The sequence below is a fragment of the Pseudomonas palmensis genome, from assembly GCF_017848315.1.
GTDB lineage: Bacteria > Pseudomonadota > Gammaproteobacteria > Pseudomonadales > Pseudomonadaceae > Aquipseudomonas > Aquipseudomonas palmensis.
Genome location: NZ_JAFKEC010000043.1, coordinates 25,836 through 47,389 on the forward strand (window position 1 = coordinate 25,836; position 21,554 = coordinate 47,389).

The following is a 21,554-nucleotide window of genomic DNA, read 5'->3' on the forward strand; positions in this document are numbered from 1 at the left end:
CGGTATTCTGGCGCGCGTTCGCCGGAACCCTCCTGTGCGCTTCCCGAAAAATCCTTTTTCGAGAAGTAGATGAAGACACGTCGTTTTACCCTGATCGGTTGCCTGATCGGCAGCCCGGCCCTGGCGGCCAGCGAACCCCTGACCCTCGACCAGCAGATCGTTTCCGCACCCTCGGTGGAGTCCACCACGGTGGCCGAGATGGCGCGCTATGGCAGCAAGGTGGAGGTCGTGGACCGCGAGCAGATCGAGCGCGCCGGCCCCAGCGCCGACATCACCCGCGTGCTGCAGATGTTCGTCCCCGGCCTGTATGTGGCGCCCAAGCAGGGGCCGTTCGACTATGGCACCTATTCGCTGCTGGGCGGGCGCAACGACGACACGCTGATCATGCTCGACGGGGTGCGCCTGAACAACCGCCTCTACGGCGGCATCTATATAGACACCCTGCCCGCCGCCGCCATCGAGCGCATCGAGGTACTCAAGGGCGGCCAGAGCCTGCTGTTCGGCACTCAGGCCGTGGCCGGGGTCATCAACATCGTCACCCGTTCGGCCCATAGCCGCGACCCCTCGGGCCAGGTCAACCTGGGCGTCGACAGCTTCATGGGGCGCAACGGCGATGCCCGTATCGAGCGCATCTTCAGCAACGGCCTGGGCGACCTGGGGCTGCTGGCCTACGTCAGCCACAACGTGTCCGAGGGCTACCAGCCCTACCACAGCAGCCAGATCACCTCGACGGTCAGCGACAAGAAGCGCAGCTACGAGGTCAACACCTTCGGCGCCAAGGCCGCACAAAGCCTGGGCGATGACAGCCGCCTGGAGCTGTTCTACCAGTACAGCGCCGCCAACCTGGACTTCCTGCGCCCGGACGCCAACCGCCGTACCACCAACGACCGCGTGCAGCAGATCGCCACGGCCACCTTCGAGCAGCGCCTGAACCCCGACTTCAGCTACTTCGTCAAAGGCCACATGAACGATTGGGATACGCGCTACACCCGCATCTACAACAACACCGACGGCAGCACCCGCACCCTCAACCACGATGACTACTGGGGCTTCAGCGACTGGGGCATGCAGGCCGAAGGCAAGGCCGTGCTCCCCGGCGAGCACACCCTGGTGTTCGGTACCGACAACCAGTGGTTCAAGGGCAAGGACGACGTGCTCAAGATCGATAACAACCAGGCCGAGGCCCATGCGCTGTATGTGCAGCTGCGCCCTGTCATCGACGCCCTGCCTGACTGGCACCCCAGCATCGGCGTGCGCCGCGAGCACCTGAGCGGCGGTGACAGTGCCACGGTGGGCATGCTCACCTCGCTCTACGACCTGACCGACCAGCTCAAGCTGCGCGGCCAGTTCGGCACCGCCTACAAGCTGCCCAACGCCGAGCAACTGTACGTCAACGAACCGGGCGACGAGATGGGCAACCCCAACCTCAAGCCGGAGAAGAGCCGCAATGCCGAACTGGGCCTGGACTACACCGGCCTGATCCAGGGCCAGCCTTACAGCCTGAGCGGTACGCTGTTCACCCGGCGCATCGAGGACCTGATCACCATCGTGGATGCACAATGGGTCAACGGCGATGGCGAGATCCAGGTGCGCGGCGTCGAGGTCAACGGGCAGTTCCAGCTCAGTGACCGCTGGCAGCTGGCGGCAGACATGACGCGCAACCTGAGCGAGTCGCGCAACGGCGCCACCCTCAACAACATTCCCGGGTTCTTTGCACGCAGCCGGCTGGGGTACGAGTCGGGTGACCGAATGTGGGGCGCAGGCGCGGCGGTGCGCTACATCGGCACGGTGAAAAGCCCGCGTGATGTGGACTACGGGCATTACACCGTGGTGGACGCCGATGCCTACCGCTACCTGGACGGCGCCCGCCAGCATCGCCTGAGCCTGCTGCTGGAGAACCTGCTGGACCGCGACTACACCACCAGCATGGACAGCGGCGTGCGCAAGGTGCAGAACCTGGGAAGGCCGTTCACCAGCGAAGTGCGTTACACCTACAGCTTCTAGAAGCAGCGCGGGTCAAGCCGCACCACGGACTCAAGGACAAGCCCATGCCCATCCCCAGCAAACCCGAGTGGTCGCACATTCCCGCCCACGCCCGCCACGTGATGCTGTGCACCGGCCCGCGCTGCACCCAGCGCGGCGCGCAGCAGGTGTGGAAAGTGGTGCGCAACGAACTGCTCGCCGCCCAGCGCATGGAAACCGCCGACGGCGTGCTGCTGACCCGTACCCACTGCCAGTTCCCGTGCAACCTGGGCCCGGTCGCCACCGTCTACCCCGAGCGCTGCTGGTACCGCATCGCCAGCGCCGACGATGCCCGCCGCCTGGTGCGCGAGCACCTGGTCGCAGGTACCCCGGTCAGCGCACTGCTGCTCAATGGTGATACCCCATGACGCGCCTGCTCTGCCTGCTGTTGTGCCTGCTCGGCACCACGGCCCACGCCCAGACCTACCGTAACTGCGGCCAGGACTGGACCCTGCCGCACGCCCCGCCGCAGCGCATCCTGGCGCTCAACCAGCATGCCGCCGACCTGCTGCTGGCCCTGCAGGTCGGCCCGTCGCTGGTTGCGGTGAGCTACATCGATGACGACCCCGAGGCGCTGGCCTCCCGGCGCTACCGCGGCGTGCCCCTGCTGTCGCGGCTGTATCCCTCGCCGGAGGTGTTCTATGCCCAGCGCTACGACCTGGTGGTCGGTGGTTTCGCCAGCGCCTTTCGCGATGGCGTGGGCGCCCGTACCCACCTGACCCGCAATGGCATCGGCAGCTATCTGCTGGAGAACGCCTGCGACCCGCGCCCGGCCTCCGGTTTCGCGGCCATCGAAGACGACCTGCGCAGCCTGGGCAAGCTGCTGCAGCGCGAATCCCAGGCCGCTCGGCTGATCGCGCAGCAACGAGCAGACCTGGACCGCGCCCGCCAGCTCGCCGCGCAGCATGCCCCGCTTTCGGTGTTCTACCTGGACAGCGAGCACCAGGGCCTCGACAGCGAGGGCAGCCGCGGCTTCATCACCCAACTGATCCAGGTTGCCGGTGGGCGCAACCTGTTCGCCGACGTCGACCTGCACCGCGTGACCGTCGACCCCGAAACCCTGCTGCAACGCGACCCGGACGTGATCATCCTGGCCGACGCCGTCTGGTCGCCGGCCCGGCGCAAGCGCGAGTACCTGCACAACCACCCGGCCCTTTCGAAGTTGCGTGCGGTGCGCGAGGGCCGGCTGATCGACCTGCCCTTCACGCACCTGGTGGCAGGCGAACACAGCGCCCGTGCTGCCGTCGCGCTGGCCAACCAGTTGCGTGACATGGCCGAGCACCTGCCCTGAACCGGCACAGCCGATTACGCTGCAATACCCCGCTTTTCAGCTTTCCCCGCTGAGCGCCCCGCGCGCTTCAGCCGGGATTGCAGCGCCACTGCATCGACAATAGACGCACTGCCAACCCCGGATGCGTGCCTCGATGCAAACCACCAATACAGTCTTGATGATCCGCCCCGCGCGGTTCGCCTTCAACCCGGACACCGCACTCAACAACCGCTTCCAGCAGCCTGCACTGGACCCCGACCAGGCACAGCATAAAGCGCTGGAAGAGTTCGACGGCTATGTGGACACCCTGCGCCAGCATGGCGTCGAGGTGCTGGTGGTGCAGGACACGCCGGCCCCGCACACGCCTGACTCGATCTTCCCCAACAACTGGTGGAGCAGCCACGCCGACGGCAGCCTGGTGCTCTACCCGATGGAGGGCCACAACCGCCGGCTGGAACGCGACAAGGGCGTGCTGCAGGTGCTCGCCGACCGTTTCAGCATTCACAACACCATCGACCTGAGCCCGCTGGAGCAACAGAGCATGTTCCTGGAAGGCACCGGCAGCATGGTGCTCGACCGCGAACACCGCATCAGCTACGCCTGCCACTCCGGACGCACCCACACCGAAGCACTGCGCCAGTTCGCCGACAGGCTCGACTACCGCCTGTGCCTGTTTCACGCCGTCGACCGACACCGGGCGCCCATCTACCACTGCAACGTAATGATGAGCGTGGGCCGCGGGCTGTCGGTGGTGTGCCTCAAGGCACTGCCCGATGCCGACGAGCGCCGTACCCTGGAACACAGCCTGCGTGCCACCGGCAAGGATATCCTGGCCCTGGACTTCGACCAGCTCGAAGGCTTCGCCGGCAACATGCTCGAAGTGCACGACAAGCAAGGCCAGCCGCTGCTGGTGATGTCGCGCAGTGCCTGGCGCTCGCTGCACCCCGAGCAGCGCCGCCAGGTCGAGCGGCACACCCACCCGGTGGTGGTGAACATCGACAACATCGAACGCATCGGCGGCGGCAGCGCGCGCTGCATGCTCGCCGAAGTGCACCTGCCGGTGCGCAATTGACCGACCACAAGAAGGAGCTCCCCATGACCCGTTACATCGACGTCAACGACCTCAGCCAAATGGTCGCCCGCAAGGGCCTCACCACCTGCCTGGAAGAAATGGCCGAGTACATCCGCCAGGACTACCTGCGCTGGCACGACTTCGAAAAGTGCGCGCGCCTGGCCAACCACTCGCCAGACGGGGTGATCGAGCTGATGCCGGCCTCCGACGCCAACCTCTACGCCTTCAAGTACGTCAACGGCCACCCGAAGAACACCCAGCGCGGCATGCTCACCGTGATGGCGTTCGGTGCGCTGGGCGATGTCGACACCGGCGCGCCATTGCTGCTCAGCGAAATGACCCTGACCACCGCGATCCGCACCGCCGCCACCTCGGCCCTGGCCGCACGCTACCTGGCGCGTCCCGACAGCCGCAGCATGGCGCTGATCGGCAACGGCTCGCAGAGCGAATTCCAGGCCATCGCCTTCCACGCGCTGGTAGGCATCGAAGAAATCCGCCTGTACGACCTGGACCCACAAGCCACGGCCAAACTGGCCGCGAACCTTCGCGCCTTCCCGGCGATCAAGGTGGTACTGGCCAGCTCCGTGGCCGATGCGGTACGCGGCGCCGACATCGTCACCACGGTCACCGCCGACAAGGCCTACGCCACCATCCTGACCGCCGACATGATCGAGCCGGGCATGCACCTGAACGCGGTGGGTGGCGACTGCCCGGGCAAGACCGAGCTGCACCGCGACATCGTCGACGCCGCACGGGTGATCGTCGAGTACGAACCGCAGAGCCGCATCGAGGGCGAGATCCAGCAGATGCCAGCCGACTCGCCGATCACCGAGTTCTGGCAAGTGGTCAACGGCCAGGTGCTCGGCCGCGAGAACGACACCCAGGTCACCCTGTTCGACTCGGTGGGCTTTGCCATCGAAGACTACTCGGCCCTGCGCTATGTGCTGGATGTGGCCAAGGCCCTGGATATCGGCCATGAAATAGACCTGGTGCCGACCCTGGAAAACCCCAAGGACCTGTTTGCACGGCTGCTGCCCAAGGTTCAGGCGGTGTACAAGAAACGCGCCTAGACCGGGCCTGCACGTCAATCCAGGCGGCCGTGCACCTTGCACGGCCGTACACAGCAAGCTGCCCCGAAGCCAAAACAGGAGGTCATGCAGCCGATTCGGCTGACACCGAATCGCCAACAGCAGAATCCGGCAGCAAGCGCCGGCCCAAACGACACAAAAAAAATGCTGCCTTCACGCATTCTGACGCCCAGAGCGAAGAGTCACACACAGACCAAGGCTCAGGCCAACGAAGCGTTCACTGCCCTACATCAACTACAAGACACAGGGATACCTTTATGACCTCGCTGCGAAAGCTGCTCAGCGTGCTGCTCCTGCCCATGTGCGCGAGCACAGTCCAGGCCCAGGAATGGAAAGAAATCCGTTTCGGCGTGTTCCCCGAATACCCGCCCTTCGAATCCGTCGCCGCCGATGGCAGCCTGCAAGGTCTCGACATCGAGCTGGGCAATGCCATCTGTGAAAAGCTGCAGGTCAAGTGCACCTGGGTGCACAACGAATTCGACGGCATGATCCCGGCCCTGCGTGCACGCAAGTTCGACGCAATCATGTCGTCCATGGCGGTGACGCCGGCCCGTCAGAAGCAGATCGAGTTTTCCGATCGCCTGTTCCTCAGCCCCACCTCGGTGATCGTGCGCAAGGGCGCCGACTTCGGCGACACCCCCGAATCGCTCGAGGGCAAGACCGTTGGCGTGTTGCAAGGCTCGCTGCAAGAGGCCTACGCCCGCGCCAAGCTGGCGCCGCTGGGCGCCCGGGTCAAAGCCTACCAGGCCCAGAACCAGAACTATGCCGACCTCATGAACGGGCGCCTGGACGCCACCCTCACCGACAAGCTCGAAGCGCAGCTGAACTTCCTCAACACCCCCGAAGGCGCCGACTTCAAGAGCGGCCCGGCAATCAAGGACCCCACCCTGCCCCTGGACATCGCCATGGGCCTGCGCAAGAACGACGCCGAGCTCAAGGCGCTGATCGACAAGGGCATCGCCGCGGTGCTGGCCGATGGCACCTTCGCCAGGATCCAGCAGAAGTACGTCGGCGACCTCGATATCTACAACGAGTAATCGCCTGCAGAGCCCGGGCCTGCACGGCCCGGTGCGCTGTCGCACCCGCCTTTGGTCCTACCGAGAGTTTTCCCGTGAACGACTTCCTCACCTCCACCGGCTTGCAGGCGCTGAGCCTGCAGGGCTTCGGCCCGCTGTTGCTGCAAGGAACCTGGATGACCCTGCAACTGGCCTTTCTGTCACTGGGCCTGAGCCTGCTGCTGGGCCTGATCGGCGCCAGCGCCAAGCTGTCCTCGCTGCGCCTGCTGCGCATTCCCGCCACCCTCTACACCACGCTGATTCGCAGCGTGCCCGACCTGGTGCTGATCCTGCTGATCTTCTACACCCTGCAGCTGTGGCTCAACGACCTGACCGAGCTGCTTGGCTGGGATTACGTCGAGATCAACCCGTTCATGGCCGGCGTGATCACCCTGGGCTTCATCTATGGCGCCTACTTCACCGAGAACTTTCGCGCAGCGATCCTCAGCGTGCCCCATGGCCAGCTGGAAGCGGCTACCGCCTACGGGCTGAGCCGCGTGCAGCGCTTCCAGCTGGTGCTGTTCCCGCAACTGATGCGCTTCGCCCTGCCGGGGCTGGGCAACAACTGGCTGGTGCTGCTCAAGTCCACCGCGCTGGTGTCGATCATCGGCCTCTCCGACCTGGTAAAGGCTGCGCAGAACGCCGGCAAGACCACCAATGAGCCGTTGTACTTTCTGCTGTTCGCGGGGCTGGTCTACCTGCTTATCACCACCCTTTCCAATCGCCTGTTCAAGGTGCTGGAACGGCGCTACAACACCGGCATCAAGGGGTTGGCATCATGATCGAACTGCTTCAGGAATACGGCCGGGCCTACCTGTACAGCGATGGCGCGGGCATGTCGGGGCTGGCGATGACGCTGTGGCTGTTCATCGTGACCATGGTGCTGGGTTTGGTGCTGTCGTTGCCACTGGCGCTGGCGCGGGTGTCGCGCAAGCGCTGGCTGCGCTGGCCGGTAGAGCTGTACACCTTCGTGTTTCGCGGCACCCCGCTGTATATCCAGTTGTTGATCTGCTACACCGGGCTGTACGGGCTGGAGGTGGTGCGTGACAACGCGCTGCTCGACCAGTTCTTGCGCAATGCGCTCAACTGCACGCTGCTGGCCTTTGTGCTCAACACCTGCGCCTACACCGTGGAGATCTTCGCCGGGGCCATTCGCAACATTCCCCATGGCGAGATCGAGGCCGCCCAGGCCTACGGCCTGCATGGCTGGCGCCTGAACCTGTTCGTGGTGCTGCCGGCAGCCCTGCGCCGTGCGCTGCCGGTGTACAGCAACGAGCTGATCCTGATGCTGCATGCCACCTCGCTGGCGTTCACCGCCACCGTCGCCGACGTCCTCAAAGTGGCCCGCGACGCCAACGCCGCGACCTTTCTGACGTTCCAGGCCTTCGGCATCGCGGCCATTCTGTACATGCTGCTGTCCTTCGCGCTGGTCGGGCTGTTTCGCCTGGCCGAACGCCGCTGGATGCGTTTCCTTGTTCCTGCCCGAGGCTGACCCATGACCCTTTGCGCACACCCCCTGCCGGCCCATGGCCAGGCCCTGTACGAAACCCCCACCGCCCCGCGCGTCAGCAGCGCCGCCATCAAACTGAGCGTGGATGCCCTGCACAAGAGCTATGGCGATCACCAGGTACTCAAGGGCGTCTCGCTGCAGGCGCGCAAGGGCGACGTGATCAGCCTGATCGGTGCCAGCGGCTCGGGCAAGAGCACCATGCTGCGGTGCATCAACTTTCTCGAACAGCCGGACTCGGGCGTGATCACCCTCGACGAGCAGAGCATCGAGATGCACCAGGGCCGCGCCGGCACCCGCGCGCCGAACCCGGCCCAGCTGCAGAACCTGCGCACGCGCCTGGCCATGGTGTTCCAGCACTTCAACCTGTGGAGCCACATGACCGTGCTGGAGAACATCTGCCTGGCGCCGCGCCGCGTGCTTGGGGTGAGCCCGCGCGAGGCCGAGGCCCGCGCCCGCGCTTACCTGGACAAGGTCGGCTTGCCAGGGCGCGCGGCCGATCAGTACCCGGCATTCCTGTCTGGCGGGCAACAGCAGCGCGTGGCCATTGCCCGGGCGCTGGCGATGGAACCGGAGATCATCCTGTTCGACGAACCGACCTCGGCACTGGACCCGGAACTGGTTGGCGAAGTGCTCAAGGTGATACAGACGCTGGCCGAGGAAGGCCGTACCATGCTGATGGTCACCCACGAGATGGGTTTTGCCCGCCAGGTGTCGAGCCAGGTACTGTTCCTGCACCAGGGCCGGGTCGAGGAACAGGGCGGCCCGCAGATGCTCGACCAGCCGCAGAGCGAGCGCCTGCAGCAATTTCTTTCCAACCGTTTGAAGTGAACCGACGCCACCATGGACACCAAGGCCAACCGCATGCATGACACGCCGCCTCTGGATCGGATCGACGAGGCGATCATCGACGTACTGCGCCACAACGGGCGCATCACCTACGAGAAGCTGTCTTCGCTGGTGCACCTGACGCCCAGGCCTTGCCTGGAGCGGGTGCGCAAACTGGAGCGACGCGGGGTGATACGTGGTTATGGCGCGATCATCGATGTGCAGCGGGTGTCGCCAGGGTTGTCGCTGCTGGTGCTGGTGGCGTTGTCTAACCAGAGCGGGCGCTCGGCTCAGCGGGCCTTCGAGGCCTGCATGAAGGCCTGCCCGCAGGTATTCGAGTGCCAGCTCATCAGCGGGCATTTCGACTACAGCCTGCGCATGCGCTGCCGGGACATGGAGCATTACCGGGTGCTGAGCGAAACCTGGATGAACAACGACGAGCTGCACATCGACAAGCTGGTGGCGCACCCGGAACTGGCGGTGGTGAAGAACACGGCGCCGCAGTTGTAGCGCCGGCCCTGCAGGAGCCGGCCTTGCCGGCCAAGGGCCCGATGCGGCATTACGCCTGGCGCAACACCACCCACTCATGCGGCTGCACATACTCGCGCACCCATCCCACCACCTCCGCCGCCGGCATCGGCCGGGCGATGCCGTAGCCCTGCGCCACATCGCAGCCAAGCCCCATCAGCACCTCGCCATGCTCCACCGTCTCTACCCCCTCGGCGATCACCTGGCGCCCGAAGGCCCGTGCCAGGCCGATCACCGCGCGGGTCAGGGCCAGGTCATCCTGGTCATGCAGGATGTCGCGCACGAACGACTTGTCGATCTTGATCGCCTGGGTGGGCAGGCGCTTGAGATAGCTCAGCGACGAATAGCCGGTGCCAAAGTCATCCAGTGAAAACTGCACCCCCAACTGCTGACACGCCTCCAGGCATTCGCTGACCCGCTTGATGTTCTCGATTGCCACCGACTCGACGATCTCAAGGTCGAGCATGCGCGGCGCAACCCCGTCATGACGCGCAAGCAACAGGCGCAGGCGCTCGACGAAGTCAGACCGTTGAAAGTGGCGCGCCGCGATGTTCACGCTCACCGACCAGCGATACCCGGCGTCCTGCCAATGCTGCATCTGCGCCATCGCGCGGTCGATCACCCACTCGCCGATGTCCACGATCAGGTCGGTCTGCTCGATCAACGGCAGGAACTCCGCTGGCGGCACCAGCCCCTTGACCGGGTGCTGCCAGCGCAGCAAGGCCTCGAAGCCCAGCACCTCGCCACTGCGCATGTTCACCTTGGGCTGGTAGAACAGGCGCAGCTCGCCATTCTTCATGGCGCGGCGGACCCGCTCAACCGTCTGGTGCGTGGCCTTCACTTCCTGGTCCAGCGACACGTCGAACAGGTGGAAGCGATTGCGTCCGCTCTGCTTGGCCACGTACATCGCCTGGTCGGCATGGCGCAGCAGGGTGTCGGCATCATCGTTGTCGGCCGGGTACAGGGTCACGCCGATACTGGCGCTGACACTGATCTGCTGGCCGCGAATCGAATACGGCGCCGCCACCGCCGACAGCACCCGCCCCAGCACCGTGCGCAACTGCGCCTGGCCCTCGACATGGCGCAGAATCAGCACGAACTCGTCACCAGACAACCGCGCAACCGCATCGCCGCCACGCAGTATGCCCTTGAGCCGCGCCGCCACCTCGACCAGCAGCAGGTCGCCGCAGGCATGCCCATAGCCGTCGTTGACCGCCTTGAAGCCGTCCAGATCGAGCATGCACACCGCCAGCGGGAACTGCTCGGTGCGCGAGAATTCCAGGGCCTGGTTCAGCAGGTCCGAAAGGAATGCGCGGTTGGGCAGCCCGGTGAGCACGTCATGCCCCACGCGCCATTGCAGGGTGTGCACCAGCTGGCGTTTCTCGCTGACGTCGAAGCGGATCGACACATACTTGCGGACCTTGCCGGTGGCCGGGTCCAGCAGTGGCACCATGGTGCTGTCGACCCAGTACAACGAGCCGTTCTTGGCGCGGTTGCAGATCTCGCCCTTCCAGACCTTGCCGGCTACCAGCGATGCCCACATGCTCTCGAAGAAGTCACTGCCGTGCAGGCCGGAATTGAGGATGCGGTGGTTGGCCCCCAGCAGCTCTTCACGGCTGTAGCCGGAGATGCTGCAGAACTGCTGGTTGACGTAGGTGATGCGTCCGGCGAGGTCGGTTTCGGAAAAGATCGCGGCCGCGTCGACGGCCGCGCGGTAGTTGTCATCCATGCTCGTTCACTCGCCTGGCGGCTATCGGTTGAAGCGTTCAACCAAGGCACGCAGGCCGCTGGAAATATGCTCAAGCTCGCCACCACGGGTGGCGGCGGCATTGGCGTTGTCGGCAGTCTTCTGCACCGTGCCGGCTACCCGATTGATCTGCTGCGACACGTCCTCCGCCACGTAGGACTGCTCCTGCGAGGCGGCCGCCATCTGCTGGGTCATATCGGTGATGCGTGCCACCGCCTCGCGAATGCCTTGCAGTGCGCGCTGCGCCTCGACCACCTGCGCCACGCCCTGCTCGGCCTCCTGGATGCCCAGGTTGGCGATGCTCACCGCGTCATCGGCGCCGCTGCGCAGGGTCTCGATGATGCCCTGGATCTGCTGGGTCGACTGGCGGGTCTTGCCCGCCAGGGCGCGCACCTCATCGGCCACCACGGCAAATCCGCGGCCCTGCTCGCCAGCACGCGCCGCTTCGATGGCAGCGTTGAGCGCCAGCAGGTTGGTCTGGTCGGCAATCGCCTGGATCACGCTGGCAGCCAGCATGATGTCCTGGGTCTGCCCGGCCAGGTGGCCGACCGCCTGGTTGATCTGGGTGACGGTGCTGGCCAGCAGCTGGATCGCCTCGCGCGAGGTACCGGCCACCTGGCTGCCCTGTTCGGCCAGCTGGTTGGCGGTGCCGGCCTCGCTGGCGGTCTGCTGTACATGCACCGCCACTTCGGCGATGGATGCCGCCATCTCGGTCATCGCCGCCGCGGTCATGTCGGTTTCGGCGCGCTGGTCGAGCAGCGCCAGCTCGGTGGCATTGGACAGCCGGCTGGAATCGCTGGCGGCCACGGCCATCTGGTTGGCCAGGTCGCTCAGGCGCGTCAGCGCGGTTTTCAGGCGCGCCTCTTCACTGATCAACACCATCTGCAGTTGCGCGGTCGGCCCCAGCGCTTCGCTGTAGGCCAGCGCACTGATCGGGTCGGAGAACGTGTTGGGGGTGCTGCGCACGATCTGGCGCACTTCATGGCGCAGGCGATTGTGCCCCCACAGGCCCACCGCCACGAACAGCGCCAGCGTGATGCCCTGCCCGCCCCAGCCCGGCAACAGCCGGTTGGCGCCCATGGCCAAAGCGGCTGCCAGCAACGGCAGCGCAAGCACGCGGCCCTGCAGGGCCAGGCGACGCCCGAAGGGCACGGGGGGCTTGCCTTCACGCAGACGGGCATACAGCGCTTCGGCGCGCTGCACCTGATCGCGAGTGGGCTTGACCCGTACCGATTCGTAGCCGACCAGGCGGCCGTCCTCGAGCACCGGTGTGACGTAGGCGCTGACCCAGTAGAAGTTGCCGTTCTTGCAGCGGTTCTTGACGATGCCCATCCAGCTCTGGCCGGCCTTGAGGTACTGCCACATCAGGGCAAATACGGCAGGCGGCATGTCCGGGTGGCGCACCAGGTTGTGCGTGCTGCCGATCAGTTCCGCCTGGCTGAAGCCACTCATGGCGGCGAATTCGGCATTGCAATAGGTGATGTTACTGTCGGTATCGGTGGCGGAAATCAGCCGCTGATGGTCCGGAAAGGTCTGTTCGACAGCCGTGACCGGCAGATTGAGACGCACGTTAAAACTCCCTGAAGCGCACGCTAAAGCCTTGTCCAGCGGCCCTGAAACCTGCAGCGTAAATGTCGGTCCAAGTGAACGATTCTACGAAATACATCACATTTTGCAAGGAAAGGTGATGAAACGTGGCGTTGTGCAATGCCAATATTTATCGTTAAGTTCTTGATTCTAAATGGGAATCGAGCGATGGAATTATCTAGTTTGGGTCCAGCCATCAGACGCTATCGCAAGGTAGCCGGGCTTACTCAGGCTGAACTTGGCGAAAAAACCGGTTTTGACCCCAAAACCATAAGCCGCTTTGAAACCGGCACCTACACCCCCAGTGTCGAAGCGCTGTTCACCTTTGCCGACGTGCTGGGCGTCAAGCTCAATGCCTTTTTCGCCGACCTGGAAGATGCGGACGAGCAACGTGCCTACTTGTTCGGTGTTATTCACAAAGCTCCACCCAAGGACCTGGGAAAGCTGATTGCAGCGGTAGACATGGCCCTTTCCAAGCCTTGATCACTGCCCTCGCAAAAGCGTGACAGGCGCCTGCCACTGTTGCTTGAAGCGCTTTTGTCGTCGATAAGTACTGCAACTGGTCAGACCGGTAAAACCGATCTGATGCCCTGGATTCGCGAAATACTTGCAAACCCGCAAAAACTCCGCCTACACTGCGCCTGCACTGGACATACCGGTAAGACCACAATAATTAAGTCTGTCGCTCGGCGCTTGTTGCCAGAAGCACGGACACCGACCAGAGATCCCTCCCCATGCTCAAATGGTGCTCGCGTTCGATCTTCCTCCAAGTGGTGCTCGGCCTGATGCTCGGCATCGCCTGCGGCCTGAGCTTTCCTGAAGTTTCCCTGCAACTCAAACCCCTCGGTGACGGCTTCATCAAGCTGATCAAGATGCTCATCGGGCTGATTGTGTTCTGCGTGGTGGTCAGCGGCATTTCCGGTGCCGGCGACCTCAAGAAGGTTGGCCGCATCGGCCTCAAGTCGGTGATCTACTTCGAAGTGCTGACCACCATTGCGCTGGTGCTGGGGCTGGTACTGGCATTCACCTCAGGCATCGGTACCGGTGCCAACATCCACCTCGACCAGTTGTCGACCGCCGATGCCGGTGCGCTGGCCGAGCGTGGCCAGCATATCCAGGGCACGGCAGCGTTCCTCATGGGCCTGATACCCAATTCGGTGCTCGGCGCCTTCGCCGACAACAACATCCTCCAGGTGCTGCTGTTCTCGGTGCTGTTCGGCAGCGCCCTGAACCTGGTGGGCGAGGCCGCGTCGGGCATCACCCGGCTGATAAACGAACTGAGCCATGTGATCTTCCGCATCATGGGCATGATCGTGCGCCTGGCGCCGATCGGTGTGTTCGGCGCCATCGCCTTCACCACCAGCCAGTACGGCCTGGACTCGCTGCAACACCTGGGCGGCCTGGTGGCTCTGTTCTACGTGACCTGTGCAGGCTTCGTGCTGGTGATCCTGGGGACAGTGATGCGCGTCTCGGGCCTGAAGCTGTTCCCGTTCCTCAAGTACATGCGCGAAGAACTGGGCATCGTGCTGGGTACTGCTTCGTCCGATGCGGTCCTGCCGCAGATCATGCGCAAGCTCGAACACCTGGGCATCGGCAGCTCCACCGTCGGCCTGGTGATCCCCACGGGCTACTCCTTCAACCTGGACGGTTTCTCGATCTACCTCACCCTGGCCATCGTGTTCATCGCCAACGCCATCGGCACACCGCTGGCCATGACCGACCTGCTGACCATCCTGCTGGTGTCGCTGATCACCTCCAAGGGCGCCCACGGCATTCCGGGGTCGGCGCTGGTGATTCTGGCCGCCACCCTCACGGCAGTACCGGCCATCCCGGTAGTGGGCCTGGTGCTGGTGCTGGCGGTGGACTGGTTCATGGGCATCGGCCGCGCGCTGACCAACCTGATCGGCAACTGCGTGGCCACCGTGGCCATCGCCCGCTGGGAAAAGGACATTGATCTGGAACGCGCCAACAACGTACTCAACGGCAAGCAGGGCTTCAGCTTCCAGACGCGCAAGCTGCCGACCCCTGCCCATCAACAGGAATTCTAGGCAACGACGTATGCATGTGTTTTCAGGGAGCAAACAGTGATTACCTCATCGACGGTAGTGAATGCGGTAGTGGAGAAACTGCGCCAGGCACTGGCCCGTGGCCAGTGGCGCTCGGGCGAGATGCTCCCGGGTCAGCGAGAACTGGCCGAGCAACTGGGCATCAGCCGGCCAAGCCTGCGCGAAGCGGTCACGGTGCTGGAGACCCTCGGCCTGGTGCGTTCCATGCCAGGCAAGGGAGTGCTGGTGCTCGACCCCGGCACCCAGGAGCTGGTACAGGCCCCCGCGGCCGTGGCCGGAGCCAGCCTGGAGGACGTGCTGCAGCTGCGTTACACGCTGGAGCCGTTCATTGTCGGGCTGGTGGCGCAGTCGGTCAGCAGCAAGGAAATCGGCCAGTTGCGCCTGACCCTGATGGACATGCGCGAGGCCCTGGAGGCCAGCGACAGCGAAGCCGGGGTGCGCGCCTACCTGGCATTTCACGAAGAGCTGTTCGCACTGACCGCCAACCCGATTTTCCAAAGTGTGGTGCAGCAGACCAGCAATGCCCTCAAGCAGAGCGCCCAGGTGCTGCACAACTCGCCCGAGCACCTGGCCGCGCGTCTGGAAGAGAACGAGGCGGTGGTGCGCGCCATCCGCAACAAGGACAGCGCCCAGGCCAGTGCGCAGATGCGCCGGCACATTCTGCAGGAAGGCCTGCGCATGGGCATCGAATTGACCATTCCGGATGAACACCCGGGCAACTGACCAGGAGAGCGACCATGAACGCCTGCCCTGCTACCCCGTCCGCGATCGCCCTGCCCGCGCTGCTGGCGGCCGGCGAGCAGCGCCTGAGCGCTGACGAGATCTACCCGCGCCTGTTCGATGCGATCCTCGAACAGCGCCTGGCGCCAGGTACCGCGCTGACCGAGCAGGCGCTGGGCCAGGCCTTCGGCGTGAGCCGCACGGTGATCCGCCGCGTGCTGGGGCGCCTGTCCGACCAGCAGGTGGTGGTGCAACGCCCGGCGCACACCGCCCGGCTGGCCGCACCCGACCCGCAGCAGGCGCGCCAGGTGCTCAGTGCCCGGCGCCTGGCTGAAACCACGCTGATCGGGCTGGCGGCGCGGCGCACCAGTGCCCCACGCATCCGCCAGTTGCGCGAGCTGATTGCCCGCGAGCGCAAGCACCACGAGCAGGGCCATCGGTGCACGGCGATTCGTCTGGGGGGCGAGTTTCACCTGAAGCTGGCGGAGATGGCCGACAATGCCCCGTTGACGCGGTTTCTCAACGGGCTGGTGCCCATGACGTCGCTGATCATTGCCCAGTACGAGACCCAGCCTTGCGAACACTGCGCCTGGCAGGAACATGCAGCCCTGGTGGACGCACTGGAGGACGGCGACAGCGAGGCGGCGCTGCAGTTGATGCACCAGCACCTGGACCGCATCGAGGCCAAGCTGAGCCTGGATTGAGAATGGCGGTGCGCCTTTCGCCGGCAAGGCCGGCTCCTGCAGGAGGTGTTGTGCAGGAGCCGACCTTGCCGGCGAAGGGTCTTGCTGCGCTTGACCTGCCAACGACAAACCGCGCAGCATCGGGCATCCCCACAAGAGCCCGCCCCGTGACCCCAGAACAACGCCACAACGTCCGCGCCCTGCTCTCCGAGTCGTTCGTCGACAGCTGGGTGGACTACGCCTGGATCGCCCGCGAACTCGAACCCTTCGACCTGGCCGAGCTCAAGCGCATCTTCTACGAGGAAGTCGCGCCGGTCTGCTACTACAACATCGTGGCACCGGTACCACCGGTATGGACCGGTTTCGAGCCGGTATCGCTCAACGAAGAAATCGAAGAGCTGCTGGAGGCGCGCCGACGCAACCCGTTGCGCCGGCATTGGGACCGACTGTGGGCCGCCACCTGGATCCGCCTGTGGAGCCAGGAATGCTGGGACGCGATCCACCAGGCCTGCCTCGCCCAACGGCAGGCCTGACACCTCGGCACGCTGGCCTCAGAAGTCCCAGCGAGTGGTCACCATCACGTTGCGCGGGTCGCCATAAGAGGCCGAGTTGTAGAAGCCGATATTGGTGAAGTAGGCCTTGTCGAACACGTTGTTGACGTTCAGCGTGGCCGACAGCTGCTCGTTGATCTGGTAACGCGCCATCAGGTCCACCAGCCAGTAAGGGTCCTGGGCAAACTCCTCGTCGCGCTTCTTGACGTTGTTCGACAACACCTGCCAGCCCTTGCCCTGCCAACGCGCACCACCGCCGATGGTCAAGCGGTCGAGCGCCCCCTTGAGCTTGTAGCTGGTGTAGAAACTGACCTGGTCCTCAGGCTCCCAGGTCGACACCTTCTTGCCCTGGTCATCGCGGATCACCTTGTGGGTGTACCCCCCTTGCAGTTGCCAGCCCTCAGCCAGTTCGCCGGAGATCTCTGCCTCATAACCCTTGGTCTTGGCCTTGATGCCTTCGTAGGCATACTCGACCGCCGGGTTGGTCGGGTTGCCGTTGTAGGCCCGGTCCTCTTCGCCCCGGCTGCTCTGGTGAATCTCGAAATACGCCAGGCTCGCATTCAGGCGCCCGTCCAGGAACTCACCCTTCAGGCCCACCTCGTAGTTCTGCCCTTCATCCGGGTCGAGCAGGCGGTTGTTGCGGTCGCGGTACCAGGCATCCTGCGGCATGAAGATATCGGTGTAGCTGGCATACAGCGACAGGTAGTCATTGAGGTCGTACACCGCCCCCAGGTAGGGCAGCAGGCGATCGTCCTCGCGGCCGTTGGCGGTCACGCCATTGATGCGGTAGTTGGCCAGGCGTGCACCGAGCAGCAGCGTCAGATCGTCGGTGGGGTGCAGGCGGGTGGTCACGTAGGTGCCGGTCTGGCGCACGCGGTCATCCACGGTCTGGGTCTGCTCCCCCCAGTCCGGTTCGGGGGTGTTGCCGTTCCAGCTGCCGTAGTCGACGGAGTTGCCATTGGGGTATCTGGCGCTCCACCAGCCCTTGCCTTCCCAGTGAGACTGGGCAAACGAGGTACCGATCACCAGTTCGTGCTCACGCCCCAGCAGCTCGAACGGCCCGCTGGCGTAGAGGTCGGCCGAATTGCTCACCGTCTCGCCCGTGTATTTGGCCGAATAGAGGCTGGCGGTGCCGTCGGCGCGCGGGTAGTAACCCTGGATCGAGCCCAGCGGCGCGTCATAGCCGTTGATCTTGTGGTCCAGCTGCGCCTTGGCAACCCAGCCGTTGGCCAGGTGATGCTCCAGGCTGGCAAACACGGTGCGGGTGTACTGGTTCCAGTGGCTCCACTTGGCGCCGTTGTTGAAGTGGCGTGGCAGGTCGTTGCGGTTGCCCTGGGCATCGAACAGCGGAATGCTGCCCGACCAGCTCGAGCCTTCCGGCTTGTTGTCCTGGTAGTCACCGCCCACGGTGAGCAGGGTGTCCGGGCTCAGGTCGAATTCGAGGATGCCGTAGTAGACGTTGGTCTTGCGCTGGTAGTGGTCCATGAACGAGTGCTTGTCCTGGTAGGCCGCCACCGCACGGCCGCGCACGTTGCCGCTGTCGGTCAGCGGGCCGCCCACGTCGAGTTCGCTGCGGTAGTTGTCCCAGCTGCCGGCGCCCAGGGTGAAATGCCCCTTGAAATCGGCAGTCGGCTTCTTGCGCACCAGGTTGATCGTGGCCCCCAGCGACCCCGCGCCGGTGAGCAGGCCGGTAGCACCCTTGAGCACTTCCACGCGGTCATAGATGGCCATGTCGCTCAAGGTGTTGCCGGCCGAATAGCCGACGTTGCGCGCCGTCGAGGGGATGCCGTCGTACTGGAAGTTGTTGATCGAGAAGCCGCGGGCATAGTAGCTGGTGCGGTCGCTGTCGAAGGCCGACACGGTGATGCCCGGGGTATGGCGCATCACATCGTCGATGTTGTTGAGCCCGAAATCGTCCATGTGCTGACGGGTGACCACGGTGATGGTCTGGGGCGTTTCGCGCGGTGTCAGCACCAGCCGTGTGGCGGTGGCGATGGTGCCTGGCGTGTAGGAGCCGCTGTCTTCGGTGATGGTACCCAACTGGTTGCTGGTGACTTCGGTCACGCCCAGGTTCAGCGCCCCGGCAGTTTGCGGCAGCGGGGCCAGGCTGTAGCGCCCGTCGTCTTCACGCACGGCCATCAGGCCATTGCCCTCGAGCAACGCCTGCAGGCCCTGATCGACACTGTAACGCCCGTGCAGGCCGGCGCTGGTCTTGCCCGCGGTCAGGCTCGGTGCGAACGAGAGCACCACGCCGGCCTGGGCGGCGAAGCGGTTCAGAACCTGACCCAGGTCGCCCTGGTCGAGGTTGTATTCGGTCGGTGTGGTGCTGTCGGCGTGCGCCATGCCCGGCATCGCCAGCGGCCACAGCAGGGTGGAGCACAACAGCGTGGTACGCAGCCTTGCCGCGACCGGTGATCGGGTATTCATCGGTTCTTTTCTCTTCTGGTTGGCAGTCAGGCCATCACGCCTGCATGCCTAGAAGTCGAACGAAGGAGCGAATACCTATCATTTACGAAAAATATTTTTCAGGTGGTGAGGGGTTCGATGCTTACCCAGTATTTTGTGCGCCGCTCGACCCGCACCGGCAGGGTCTTGCCGATGGCGCGCAGAATCTGCTCGGTATCGTCGAGCTTGAAGGTACCGCTGATACGCAGGCTGGAAACCTCGTTGGCACAGTTGAGCCAACCGGGGCGATAACGCCGCAGCTCGGCGATGAATACCCCCAGCATCTGGTCGTTGGCAATCAGCAGCCCCCTGCGCCAGGCATCGCGGTCGGGCTCCAGTGGCGAGCCAAGCACGAACTTGGGGTGTGAAAACCGCACCTGATCCCCGGCATCGACCACCGCCCCCCCCATGCCATCGCGCGGCATCACGCCCACCTGGCCCTGGTACACCGCCAGTTGCGTGCTGCTGGCGTCGCTGTCGCGGCGCACCAGAAAGCGCGTGCCCAGCGCTTCGACGGTGCCGTTGACGGTCTGCACCCGCAACGGGCGCCCGGCCTTGTCGGCGGCGCTGGTGATCATCACCTCGCCCTGGCGCAGTACCAGCAGGCGCTGCTGGTTGTCGTAGCGCACATCCAGGGCAGTGTCGGTGTTGAGTTCGAGCCGGGTGCCATCGGCCAGGGTCAATGCCTGACGCTTGCCGACGCGGGTATGGTAGTCCGCCGTCCACGGCCCGCTGCTCAGCTCTCGGTAGCCGGCCCAGCCCAGGCCGCTGGTGCCGGCCAGCACCAGTATGCCCTTGAGCACGCCGCGCCGCGGGATCGCGGCAGGCTGCCCGGCGATGTCCAGGGTACGCCCGGCCAGCCCGCCAGATAGCTGGCCAAGCCGCTGCTGAACCTGGACGACCTGTTGCCAGGCCCAGCGATGCTGGTCGTGGGCGTCCAGCCAGGTCTGCCACGCTTGCCGGTCGGTATCATCCACGGCATCAGCATTGAGGCGGGCGCGCCAAAGCGCAGCCTGTTCCAGCGCGGCGCGCTGGAGAGGGTCGAGAGTAGCCATGGGGTCACGTGTCGGCTTGCAGGCTGTACAGCGTACAGTGGTGAAAGGCCTTGGCGATATAGCGGGTGACCGTCACCTCGGAAACCCCCAGCTCCTCGCCGATCAGCCTGTAGGTCATGCCATCGAGCTGCGACAGCAGAAAGGCCCGGCGTATGCGCGGGCCGAGCCCCGCCAGCATGGCATCCAGCTCGCACAGGGTCTGCAGCAGGATCAGCCGCTCCTGCTCGGATATCTCCACCGCTTCGGGCTGCTCGGCCAGTGCCTGCAACCAGGCCCGCTCGAGGCGGGCACGGCGAAAGTAGTCGATCATCAAACGCCGCGCGATGGTGGCCAGGTAGCCGCGTGGCTCGCGTACCGCGCCGAGCCGGTCGCTGGCGTCCGGGGCGCTGAGCACCCGCACGAACACGTCCTGCATCAGGTCGGCCGCCAGGTGCCGACAGGCCACCCGCGGACGCAGCCAGCCCTGCAACCAGCGGTGGTGGTCCTGATAGATACGGCTGACCTGTTCGCGCAACGCGGGATCGGGAGTGGACATGGGCGACCGGGGGTACGAATGAGAATTCCTATCATTCTATGCCTAGCCGACGCTCAGAAGCAAAGCATCGCGGGCCTGCACGACCTACACGGCGGGCGATACCTGTGCCGATGCCGAACTCGGCAGCCCGAACACCCGATCGAACAGCCAGTTGTAGAGGAACGTGTAGCACGGGATCAGGATGATGAACGCCAGGTCCACCACGAAGGCCTCCCACAGCGAAATCCCCAGCCACCAGGCAATCAGCGGGATCAGGTACACCACCAGGGTCAGCTGGAACCCGATCGCGTGCGCCACGCGCCGGGCCACGCTGCGCCCCCGTGTGGCCTGGCGGCTCTCCCAGTACTCGAACAGGGTGTTGTAGATGAAATTCCACACCATCGCGATGGTGGTGATCATCACGGCCAGCGGCCCGGTGTTGCTGGGCGCGGTGCCGGACAGCAGCGCCAGCCCGAGTGTCGACAGACACAGCCCGATACCTTCATAGGCCGTTACATACACCAGCTTGCGTTTCAGACCTTGCACCTTTTCACCCCTCGGCAAATCAAATTCGGCCGGCAGGATGCGTCAATCTTCTTGACAGAAAAAGTCAGCAGCTATCAGATTTACTGAAAGGAGAGGCTGATGAATTTTTCCAGCGACACTATCGAACTGTTTCTTGCAGTGCTCGACCGCGGCTCGTTCTCGGCTGCCGCCCGGGCATTGGGGCGGGTACCCTCGGCAGTCAGCATGGCCATCGCCAACCTGGAGGCGGAGCTAGGCTTTGCCCTGTTCGAGCGTACCCACCGTGAAACC

22 protein-coding genes and 1 pseudogene are annotated in these 21,554 nt (G+C 64.6%); 16 read left to right on the forward strand and 7 right to left on the reverse strand.

Features of this window, described 5'->3' with window-relative positions; all coding sequences use genetic code 11:
• The first annotated feature begins 69 nt into the window (after positions 1-69).
• From JZZ72_RS19970 to JZZ72_RS20015, 10 genes are all read left to right on the forward strand, one after another.
• Entirely contained in the window at positions 70-2,004 is a 1,935-nt protein-coding gene (locus tag JZZ72_RS19970; RefSeq protein WP_210014999.1) for a TonB-dependent receptor plug domain-containing protein, read from the forward strand.
• Positions 2,005-2,048: 44 nt separating this feature from the next.
• Positions 2,049-2,390, forward strand: a complete 342-nt coding sequence (locus JZZ72_RS19975; RefSeq protein WP_043864507.1) for a (2Fe-2S) ferredoxin domain-containing protein — start codon at positions 2,049-2,051, stop codon at positions 2,388-2,390.
• Positions 2,387-3,313, forward strand: a complete 927-nt coding sequence (locus JZZ72_RS19980; RefSeq protein WP_088515234.1) for an ABC transporter substrate-binding protein — start codon at positions 2,387-2,389, stop codon at positions 3,311-3,313. The genes JZZ72_RS19975 and JZZ72_RS19980 overlap by 4 nt, the downstream gene beginning before the upstream one ends.
• Positions 3,314-3,446: 133 nt before the next feature.
• Positions 3,447-4,364, forward strand: a complete 918-nt coding sequence (gene ctlX, locus JZZ72_RS19985; protein WP_043864655.1) for a citrulline utilization hydrolase CtlX — start codon at positions 3,447-3,449, stop codon at positions 4,362-4,364.
• 23 nt (positions 4,365-4,387) lie between these two features.
• Positions 4,388-5,434 carry an ornithine cyclodeaminase gene (locus JZZ72_RS19990; protein WP_210015000.1) on the forward strand — a complete coding sequence of 349 codons (1,047 nt, stop codon included), beginning with the start codon at positions 4,388-4,390 and terminating at the stop codon, positions 5,432-5,434.
• 275 nt (positions 5,435-5,709) lie between these two features.
• On the forward strand, positions 5,710-6,489 hold the full coding sequence (locus tag JZZ72_RS19995; protein WP_088515235.1) for an ABC transporter substrate-binding protein: 780 nt from the start codon (positions 5,710-5,712) through the stop codon (positions 6,487-6,489).
• Between the two features lie 74 nt (positions 6,490-6,563).
• The gene (locus JZZ72_RS20000) at positions 6,564-7,289 is read left to right on the forward strand and encodes an ABC transporter permease (RefSeq protein ID WP_043864511.1); all 726 of its coding nucleotides are present in this window, start codon (positions 6,564-6,566) and stop codon (positions 7,287-7,289) included.
• Positions 7,286-7,999: an ABC transporter permease gene (locus tag JZZ72_RS20005; RefSeq protein WP_043864512.1), complete on the forward strand. Its 714-nt coding sequence runs from the start codon at positions 7,286-7,288 to the stop codon at positions 7,997-7,999. Before JZZ72_RS20000 ends, JZZ72_RS20005 begins: the two co-directional genes overlap by 4 nt.
• A gap of 3 nt (positions 8,000-8,002) precedes the next feature.
• Positions 8,003-8,845: an ABC transporter ATP-binding protein gene (locus JZZ72_RS20010; protein ID WP_236066305.1), complete on the forward strand. Its 843-nt coding sequence runs from the start codon at positions 8,003-8,005 to the stop codon at positions 8,843-8,845.
• Between the two features lie 12 nt (positions 8,846-8,857).
• Positions 8,858-9,352: an Lrp/AsnC family transcriptional regulator gene (locus JZZ72_RS20015; RefSeq protein WP_100633178.1), complete on the forward strand. Its 495-nt coding sequence runs from the start codon at positions 8,858-8,860 to the stop codon at positions 9,350-9,352.
• A 49-nt stretch (positions 9,353-9,401) separates the two neighbouring features.
• Here JZZ72_RS20015 and JZZ72_RS20020 read toward each other — a convergent pair whose 3' ends face one another.
• From JZZ72_RS20020 to JZZ72_RS28455, 3 genes and pseudogenes are all read right to left on the reverse strand, one after another.
• Positions 9,402-11,099, reverse strand: coding sequence for a putative bifunctional diguanylate cyclase/phosphodiesterase (locus JZZ72_RS20020; protein ID WP_043864514.1), 1,698 nt, complete (start codon positions 11,097-11,099; stop codon positions 9,402-9,404).
• Between the two features lie 21 nt (positions 11,100-11,120).
• Positions 11,121-12,197 carry a methyl-accepting chemotaxis protein gene (locus JZZ72_RS20025; RefSeq protein WP_434093267.1) on the reverse strand — a complete coding sequence of 359 codons (1,077 nt, stop codon included), beginning with the start codon at positions 12,195-12,197 and terminating at the stop codon, positions 11,121-11,123.
• Positions 12,198-12,404: 207 nt separating this feature from the next.
• Positions 12,405-12,686 (reverse strand): annotated as a pseudogene (locus tag JZZ72_RS28455) (PAS domain-containing protein); the annotation flags it as partial.
• Between the two features lie 186 nt (positions 12,687-12,872).
• Between JZZ72_RS28455 and JZZ72_RS20030 the strand changes: the two are divergent.
• From JZZ72_RS20030 to JZZ72_RS20050, 5 genes are all read left to right on the forward strand, one after another.
• A complete protein-coding gene (locus JZZ72_RS20030) occupies positions 12,873-13,187 on the forward strand; it encodes a helix-turn-helix domain-containing protein (RefSeq protein WP_210015001.1) in 315 nt (104 codons plus the stop codon).
• 251 nt (positions 13,188-13,438) lie between these two features.
• Positions 13,439-14,752, forward strand: coding sequence for a C4-dicarboxylate transporter DctA (locus tag JZZ72_RS20035; protein WP_210015002.1), 1,314 nt, complete (start codon positions 13,439-13,441; stop codon positions 14,750-14,752).
• Between the two features lie 36 nt (positions 14,753-14,788).
• Positions 14,789-15,493: a FadR/GntR family transcriptional regulator gene (locus JZZ72_RS20040; protein WP_054915296.1), complete on the forward strand. Its 705-nt coding sequence runs from the start codon at positions 14,789-14,791 to the stop codon at positions 15,491-15,493.
• A gap of 14 nt (positions 15,494-15,507) precedes the next feature.
• On the forward strand, positions 15,508-16,194 hold the full coding sequence (locus JZZ72_RS20045; protein WP_043864518.1) for a GntR family transcriptional regulator: 687 nt from the start codon (positions 15,508-15,510) through the stop codon (positions 16,192-16,194).
• Between the two features lie 146 nt (positions 16,195-16,340).
• Positions 16,341-16,706 (forward strand): DUF7079 family protein, encoded by a 366-nt coding sequence (locus tag JZZ72_RS20050; RefSeq protein WP_063612014.1) that lies wholly within the window; start codon positions 16,341-16,343, stop codon positions 16,704-16,706.
• Between the two features lie 18 nt (positions 16,707-16,724).
• Here the strand turns inward: JZZ72_RS20050 and JZZ72_RS20055 are convergent, their stop codons facing one another.
• The 4 genes from JZZ72_RS20055 to JZZ72_RS20070 all read right to left on the reverse strand — a co-directional run bounded on the left by JZZ72_RS20055 (position 16,725) and on the right by JZZ72_RS20070 (position 21,284).
• Complete coding sequence (locus JZZ72_RS20055) at positions 16,725-19,151, reverse strand: TonB-dependent siderophore receptor (protein WP_210015003.1); 2,427 nt, start codon at positions 19,149-19,151, stop codon at positions 16,725-16,727.
• 98 nt (positions 19,152-19,249) lie between these two features.
• Positions 19,250-20,224, reverse strand: coding sequence for a FecR domain-containing protein (locus JZZ72_RS20060; RefSeq protein WP_043864520.1), 975 nt, complete (start codon positions 20,222-20,224; stop codon positions 19,250-19,252).
• A gap of 4 nt (positions 20,225-20,228) precedes the next feature.
• Positions 20,229-20,759 (reverse strand): sigma-70 family RNA polymerase sigma factor, encoded by a 531-nt coding sequence (locus JZZ72_RS20065; RefSeq protein ID WP_054915299.1) that lies wholly within the window; start codon positions 20,757-20,759, stop codon positions 20,229-20,231.
• Positions 20,760-20,843: 84 nt separating this feature from the next.
• Positions 20,844-21,284 (reverse strand): PACE efflux transporter, encoded by a 441-nt coding sequence (locus JZZ72_RS20070; RefSeq protein ID WP_043864659.1) that lies wholly within the window; start codon positions 21,282-21,284, stop codon positions 20,844-20,846.
• Between the two features lie 99 nt (positions 21,285-21,383).
• Here JZZ72_RS20070 and JZZ72_RS20075 point away from each other — a divergent pair.
• A partial coding sequence (locus JZZ72_RS20075) for a helix-turn-helix domain-containing protein (RefSeq protein ID WP_210015004.1) occupies positions 21,384-21,554 on the forward strand: 171 nt, incomplete at its 3' end.